Below are 6,554 nucleotides of genomic sequence, written 5' to 3' on the forward strand. Positions count from 1 at the left end.
ATGACCACCAACTAGGTGGGATTTCTGATTTAGATGGTCCGTTCTGGGGCGTGGGCGGCGAATCCGGTAGTCTAGAACCATGCGCATTGCCCGATTTACCGTAGACGATACCCTGCACTTTGGCCTGGTTGAAGGTGAGCCCGGCGAAGAGACCATCACCGTCCTCTCCGGCGACCCCTTCTACACCGGCATTATCCCCACCGACAAGCGATACCCCATCGCCGAGGTCCGCTTGCTTGCCCCCATCATTCCCCGCTCCAAGGTCATTGGTGTGGCCCGCAACTGGCGCGACCACGCCTCCGAACTGGGCAACGAAACCCCCACCACCCCCCAGTTCTTCTTCAAGCCCAACACCTCCGTCATCGGCCCCGGCGACCCCATCGCCCTGCCCGAATGGTCAGATAACGTCTCTTTCGAAGGTGAGCTTGCCGTCGTCATCGGCCGTATCGCCAAGTCCGTGCCCCTGGACCGCGTACCCGAAGTTATCTACGGCTTCACCGTCGCCAACGACCTGACCGCCCGCGATGCCCAAAAAACCGACATCCAGTGGGCCCGCGCCAAGGGCTTCGACAGTGCCTGCCCCCTCGGCCCCTGGATTGAAACCGACCTGGACACCGACGACCTCACCATCCAAACCTGGGTTGACGGCGACCTCAAGCAGGACGGTACCACCGCCGACATGGTTTTCTCCGTCGCCGAACTTGTCGCCGCCGCCAGCGAATACTTCACCCTGCTGCCCGGCGATGTGATTCTCACCGGCACCCCCGCAGGGGTAGGACGCCTGAGCGCAGGTAACGAGGTCGAGATTGAGGTTGAGGGTATCGGCTCCCTCATCAATACCGTCCGCGCCGAGTAAACTAGAACCTACGAACAGCTTTCAACTAGAAAGGGATGTGCCCGCATCCATGAGTGATTACACTCTGAAACTCAACGACCCCAGCGAGACCCGCGTCCGCTTCTGCCCCTCACCCACCGGCACCCCGCACGTGGGTATGGTGCGAACCGCCCTCTTCAACTGGGCCTACGCCAAGCACACCGGTGGCACCATGGTCTTCCGCATCGAAGACACCGACGCCGCCCGCGACTCCGAAGAATCCTTCAACCAGGTGCTCGAATCCCTGCAGTGGCTGGGCATCAACTGGGACGAGGGCGTCGGTATCGGTGGCCCCCACGCCCCCTACCGCCAGTCAGAGCGTATGGACATCTACGCTGACGTGGTAGAAAAGCTCAAGGCCGGCGGCTTCATCTACGAAGACTTCTCAACCCCCGAAGAGGTTGAAGAGCGTCACAAGGCTAAGGGCGAAGACCCCAAGCTGGGCTACGACAACTTCGACCGCGACCTGACCGAAGAGCAGAAGGCCGCCTACCGGGCCGAAGGTCGCACCCCCGTGCTGCGCCTGCGCATGCCCGATGAAGACATCACCTTCCACGACCTGGTGCGCGGTGACATCACCTTCAAGGCCGGTTCCGTACCCGACTTCGTGGTCGTCCGCGCCAACGGCAAGCCCCTCTACACCCTGGTCAACCCCGTCGACGACGCCCTCATGGGCATCACCCATGTGCTGCGTGGCGAGGACCTGCTGTCATCAACCCCCCGCCAGATCGCCCTCTACCGGGCCCTGGTTGAGGTTGGCGTCACCAGCTTTATCCCCGAATTCGGTCACTTGCCCTACGTCATGGGCCAGGGCAACAAGAAGCTTTCCAAGCGCGACCCCGAGTCCAGCCTCTACAATCTGCTGGACGCCGGTTTCATTAAGGAAGGCCTGCTCAACTACCTCTCCCTGCTGGGCTGGTCCCTCTCCCACGACGAAGACATCTTCACCATGGATCAGATGGTTGCCGCCTTCGACATCAAGGACGTTCTGGCTAACCCCGCCCGCTTCGACCTGAAGAAGGCAGAAGCCATCAACGGCACCCATATCCGCCTGTTGGAGGCAGAGGACTTCCGCAACCGCCTGGTTCCCTTCCTGCATAAGGCTGAACTAGTATCCGCTGAGAGCTTCGAGAATCTGACCGAGCGTGAGCAGGCTATTCTGACCGAGGCAGCCCCTCTGGTGCAGGAGCGCATGCAGCTTCTGGGCGAGGCCCCCGGCCTGCTGGGCTTCCTCTTTATTGCCGATGAGAACATCGAGGTTGCTGAGGACGCCGCCAAGCAGCTCAAGGAGTCAGCATCGGCAGTTCTCGACGCGGCTATTACCGCAGTTGAGGGCCTGACCGATTTCACCGCTGCTACCATCGAAGCTGCCCTGCGCGAAGCTATCGTTGATGGCCTTGAGATCAAGCCCCGCCTTGCCTTCGGCCCGGTGCGCACCGCCATGAGCGGCCAGCGCATCTCACCGCCGCTCTTCGAGTCCATGGAGATTCTGGGCAAGGATTCCTCTCTTGCTCGCCTGAAGAAGCTCCACGCTTCGCTGGCCTAAAAAATTTCGAGGTTTAGCTCACGCACCGCCCCATGACCCCGCGTAGTGGGGGAGCGGGGCGGTGCTTTTTATAAGACCTGGGAGGGGAGAAAAGTGGAGAAGCAGGACGCCTGCGGCGGCTTTTTCAGGAATTTTTACAAAAATTTTGGGGCCAAAAACCGCTAGAAATAAGGGTAAACACGGGGTGAAGTACTTGAATGTGAGCCAGCTCTATGGATTTCAAGTTGCACGCCCTCAAAAGCTCGTATAGAGTTATTACTCGTTGCGGCGATGAGTTCCGAAAGGAAAACAAGACCGGAGCAAATAATAATGGGATATGGTGTAATTGGCAACACTACGGTTTCTGGTACCGTCATTCTAGGTTCGAGTCCTGGTATCCCAGCGAACATCTTGGTTCAAGATGTTTCGGCCCCATCGTATAGCGGCCTAGTACTCCGCCCTCTCACGGCGGCAACACCGGTTCAAATCCGGTTGGGGTCACAGGCTAGAATCCCTCGCTTCATTCGAAGCGGGGGATTTTTTGTTTGCCTGCGGGTACCATATATTGTAATGGCGCAGATTACACCCTTCCAGCTTGCGCACAGGTAAACAGTGTATGTATAGTTTTATCTGTTGCTGGAAACGGCAGCAGCTCGAAAGAGTTTCGGCCCCATCGTATAGCGGCCTAGTACTCCGCCCTCTCACGGCGGCAACACCGGTTCAAATCCGGTTGGGGTCACAGGCTAAAAGCTCCACATCCAGTAGGATGTGGAGCTTTTCTTTTGCTCACAGCGTCATTGGCTGCCAAGCCCCGCGTCTTTCGCTAAACATGCGAGAATAGGGTACGTGCACAACGAATCAATCACTCCCGCTCTCACCGCAGTTCGCGATGCTCGCAATACCCTCGCTGCGGCGTCCTTCCCCCTGGTCACCGGCTCTGCCGACGCAGCGCGCAAGGAGGCGCGTACCGCCGTCACCCAGCTCGATGACTACATCCTGCCTAAGCTGGCTACCCTCGATGCCCCGCTGACCGTCGTGGTGGGTGGCTCTACCGGTGCAGGCAAGTCTACCCTGGTGAATACCCTAATGGGGGAGCCCGTCACCCGCTCCGGTGCGATCCGCCCCACCACCCGCCAGCCCGTCCTTCTGCACCGCCCCGAAGACGCTGATGCCTTCACCCCTGAGCGCATGCTGCCCCACCTGGTGCGAGTGCCGATAGCCCCCGGAGAAGCCCTACCCGGCGCTAACCCCCACAAGGGCCAGGACGAGCTGGTCACCGTACCCGTTGATTCCCTGCCCGCAGGGATCGCCCTGATTGACGCCCCCGACTTCGACTCGGTCTCAGATGAGAACCGCCGCCTGGCCCAGCAGCTTTTGCGCGCTGCCGACCTCTGGCTCTTTGTCACCACCGCTAACCGCTACGCCGATGCCGTGCCCTGGGAGATTCTGCGCCAGGCCGCTGCCCGCGATATCACCATCGCCGTGGTGCTCAACCGCGTGCCCGGGGGTGCCGAAGACGAAATTGAAGCCGACCTCACCCGCATGCTGACCGAAGCGGGCATCACTCCCGCCCTGATTCACTCTGTGACCGAGCAGGAACGCGACGAACGCGGCCTGCTGCCCTCCGTCGCCCTCACCCCCCTGATTTTCTGGCTGCGGTCCCTGGGGGCTGACGTGGACGCCCGCTCCGATATCGCCCGCCGTACCCTAGAAGGCGCGGTGCGGGCGGTAGGACAGCAGGCAGCTATTCTCGCCCAGGCCGCCGGTGAACAGCAGGCCGCCGAAGCCCGCCTGCGTGCGGACGTCACCTCAGCCTTTGAGCGAGCCCTGGCCAACCTCAATGAGGCCACCCAGGACGGGCAGATGCTTCGCGGCGAGGTGCTAACCCGCTGGCAGGACTTTGTGGGTACCGGCGAATTCTTCCGCCAGGTAGAAACCACTATCGGTAAGGTGCGCGACCGCGTCGCCGGCTTCTTCAGGGGTACCCCGCCTACCCGTGCCGTAGAGGTGGAACAGGCCCTTGAAGTGGGTCTGCACTCGGTCATCATGGAAGAGGCTGCTGCCGCTGCCGAAACTGCCCAGCGCCGTTGGCTCAAAGACCGAGCCGGGCGCGCCCTGCTGGCCGGGGACGACCTGGCAGCCCTGGGTGAGAACTTCTCCGAAGAGGTTGCTGAGTCAATTCGAGCCTGGCAACAGGACGTCATGGACATCATCGCCGCCGAAGGCGCCGGTAAACGCCAACGGGCCCGTTTCATGTCGCTGGGCGTAAACGTCACCGCCGTGATTCTGATGGTTGCGGTCTTCTCCATGACCGGCGGCCTCACCGGCCTAGAAGTGGGTATCGCCGGTGGCTCGGGCGTAGTGGGCCAGAAACTGCTCGAAGCAATCTTTGGTGAGGACGCCGTACGCCGCATGGCAGCCGGGGCCCGCACCCGCCTCGAAGAGCGTATGCGAGAGCTCCTTGTCAGCCAGCAGGAACGCTTTACCCAGCGCCTGGATGAGGCAAGTGGCAGCAGCGATCCCGAAACCCCCTCAGCTGCCGACCTCACCGAAGCGGCCCAGATTCTGTCCCGCGCGGGGGAGCAGCTGGCGTCCGCCTCCACCGCAACTACCCCCGCACCCACTGACGAGACCAAGTAAGCGAGAGTAACCACCGTGACCACCACAGATACAGCTTTCGCCACCACCGCCCTGGCTACCCGACTGGACGCCCTCACCGAGGCACTTGACCTGGGCGAAGGGCGAGTAGCCCCCGAAACCCTCGAAGCCGCCCGCGCAACCCTGGGCCGGGCAGCAGCCCGTCGGGAACTGTCTGCCGAGCACACCGTCATCGGCTTCTTCGGGGCCACCGGCTCAGGCAAATCCACCCTCTTCAACGCGGTAGTCGGTAAAGACATCGCCAAGAGCGCGGCCCGCCGCCCCACCACCTCCACCGCTCAGGCCGCCATCTGGGGTAAAGAAGGGGCAGAACCCCTGCTGGACTGGCTGGGCGTAACCAACCGTACCTACATGGACGAAGACCCCGCCCAGGCCGCAGAAGCCCTCAACCGCGCCGACGTACCGGTCACCGTGGGCATGTGGAACAAGATTCGCCGCTCGGTAGGAGCCGGTAAGACCGAACAGGCCAGCGGCGGGCTCATCTTGCTCGACCTACCCGACTTCGACTCGGTAGAAGCCTCAAACCGGGCCATCGTTGAAAAAATGGCTGAGTGCGTCGACGTGCTGGTCTGGGTCATGGACCCACAAAAGTACGCCGACGCTGTAATTCACCAGGACTTCATCCAGCCCCTGGCCGCCCATGGAGCAGTAACCCTGGCCGTGCTCAACCAGGTGGATAGGCTCGATGAAGGCGAGGTTCCGGCAGTACTTGACTCCCTCAAGCTCCTGCTGGCCCAGGACGGGCTGAGCTCCACCCTGCTCGCTGACCCCCTGGGCGTCTCAGCCCGCACCGGCTACCAGATACCCCGCCTCCGCGAGATCCTCGGGCAGGTCGCCGTCGCCAAGAGCGCCGCGGTTGCCCGGCTCGAAGCCGATTTGGCGGGCGTCCGCTCAGACCTTGCTGCCCGGGACGGCGGGGGAGAGCCCGCCGGCATCACCGCCGCAGCAACCACCCGGCTCGAGGACGACTTCTACACCGCCTCGGGCGCAGAAGCCCTGGTCAAGGCCGCAGCGGGTTCCTACAAGCTACACGCAGCCTCGTCCACCGGCTGGATTGCAACCCGCTGGCTGCTCAAAATCAAACGCGATCCCCTCAAGCGCATGGGCCTGCATAAGGACCACGACGGGGCGCCTATCTCTAAATCCTCCCTGCCGCCTCTGGGAGCTCCCCAGAAAGCGGCCCTCTCAACCTCCCTGCGCACCTTCGCCACGAGCGTCTCAGACGGCGTTGAAGAGCCCTGGAGCCACTCCATCAGGGCAGCGGCCCGAACCTTCGAGGGCCAGCTCCCCGGCGAAATCGAGCGCGCCGCAGCCAGCGTGCACTACGACGCCCAGAAGAAGCGCTGGTGGTGGCACCTGCTCAACGCTCTGCAATGGGTCGGGCTAGCAACGGCTCTTGTGGGCCTGCTCTGGCTCACCGGCCTGGCAGTAGCAGGCTACTTCCAGCTTGTGCTGCCCGACCCGCCCACCATCGAGGGGTTCCCCCTGCCCGTGCCC

General features: G+C 62.4%; 4 protein-coding genes and 3 tRNA genes. All 7 read left to right on the forward strand.

Annotated elements, in window-relative coordinates; translation table 11 throughout:
• Positions 1 to 79 precede the first annotated feature (79 nt).
• Positions 80 to 856 carry a fumarylacetoacetate hydrolase family protein gene (locus tag E4U03_RS09155; protein WP_135013239.1) on the forward strand — a complete coding sequence of 259 codons (777 nt, stop codon included), beginning with the start codon at positions 80 to 82 and terminating at the stop codon, positions 854 to 856.
• Between the two features lie 49 nt (positions 857 to 905).
• The gene (gltX, locus tag E4U03_RS09160) at positions 906 to 2,420 is read left to right on the forward strand and encodes a glutamate--tRNA ligase (RefSeq protein WP_135013240.1); all 1,515 of its coding nucleotides are present in this window, start codon (positions 906 to 908) and stop codon (positions 2,418 to 2,420) included.
• 310 nt (positions 2,421 to 2,730) lie between these two features.
• A tRNA-Gln gene (locus E4U03_RS09165) sits at positions 2,731 to 2,802 on the forward strand.
• Positions 2,803 to 2,827: 25 nt separating this feature from the next.
• A tRNA-Glu gene (locus tag E4U03_RS09170) sits at positions 2,828 to 2,900 on the forward strand.
• A gap of 165 nt (positions 2,901 to 3,065) precedes the next feature.
• A tRNA-Glu gene (locus E4U03_RS09175) sits at positions 3,066 to 3,138 on the forward strand.
• Positions 3,139 to 3,245: 107 nt separating this feature from the next.
• On the forward strand, positions 3,246 to 5,039 hold the full coding sequence (locus tag E4U03_RS09180; RefSeq protein WP_245207708.1) for a dynamin family protein: 1,794 nt from the start codon (positions 3,246 to 3,248) through the stop codon (positions 5,037 to 5,039).
• A 15-nt stretch (positions 5,040 to 5,054) separates the two neighbouring features.
• A partial coding sequence (locus E4U03_RS09185; RefSeq protein WP_135013241.1) for a dynamin family protein occupies positions 5,055 to 6,554 on the forward strand: 1,500 nt, incomplete at its 3' end.

The organism is Rothia nasimurium, from assembly GCF_004569295.1.
Classification (GTDB): Bacteria; Actinomycetota; Actinomycetes; order Actinomycetales; family Micrococcaceae; genus Rothia; species Rothia nasimurium_B.

Coding starts and splice junctions, on each gene's coding strand:
- gltX (WP_135013240.1), top strand. CDS start 906: ATGAGTGATTACACTCTGAAACTCAACGACCCCAGCGAGACCCGCGTC.
- E4U03_RS09155 (WP_135013239.1), top strand. CDS start 80: ATGCGCATTGCCCGATTTACCGTAGACGATACCCTGCACTTTGGCCTG.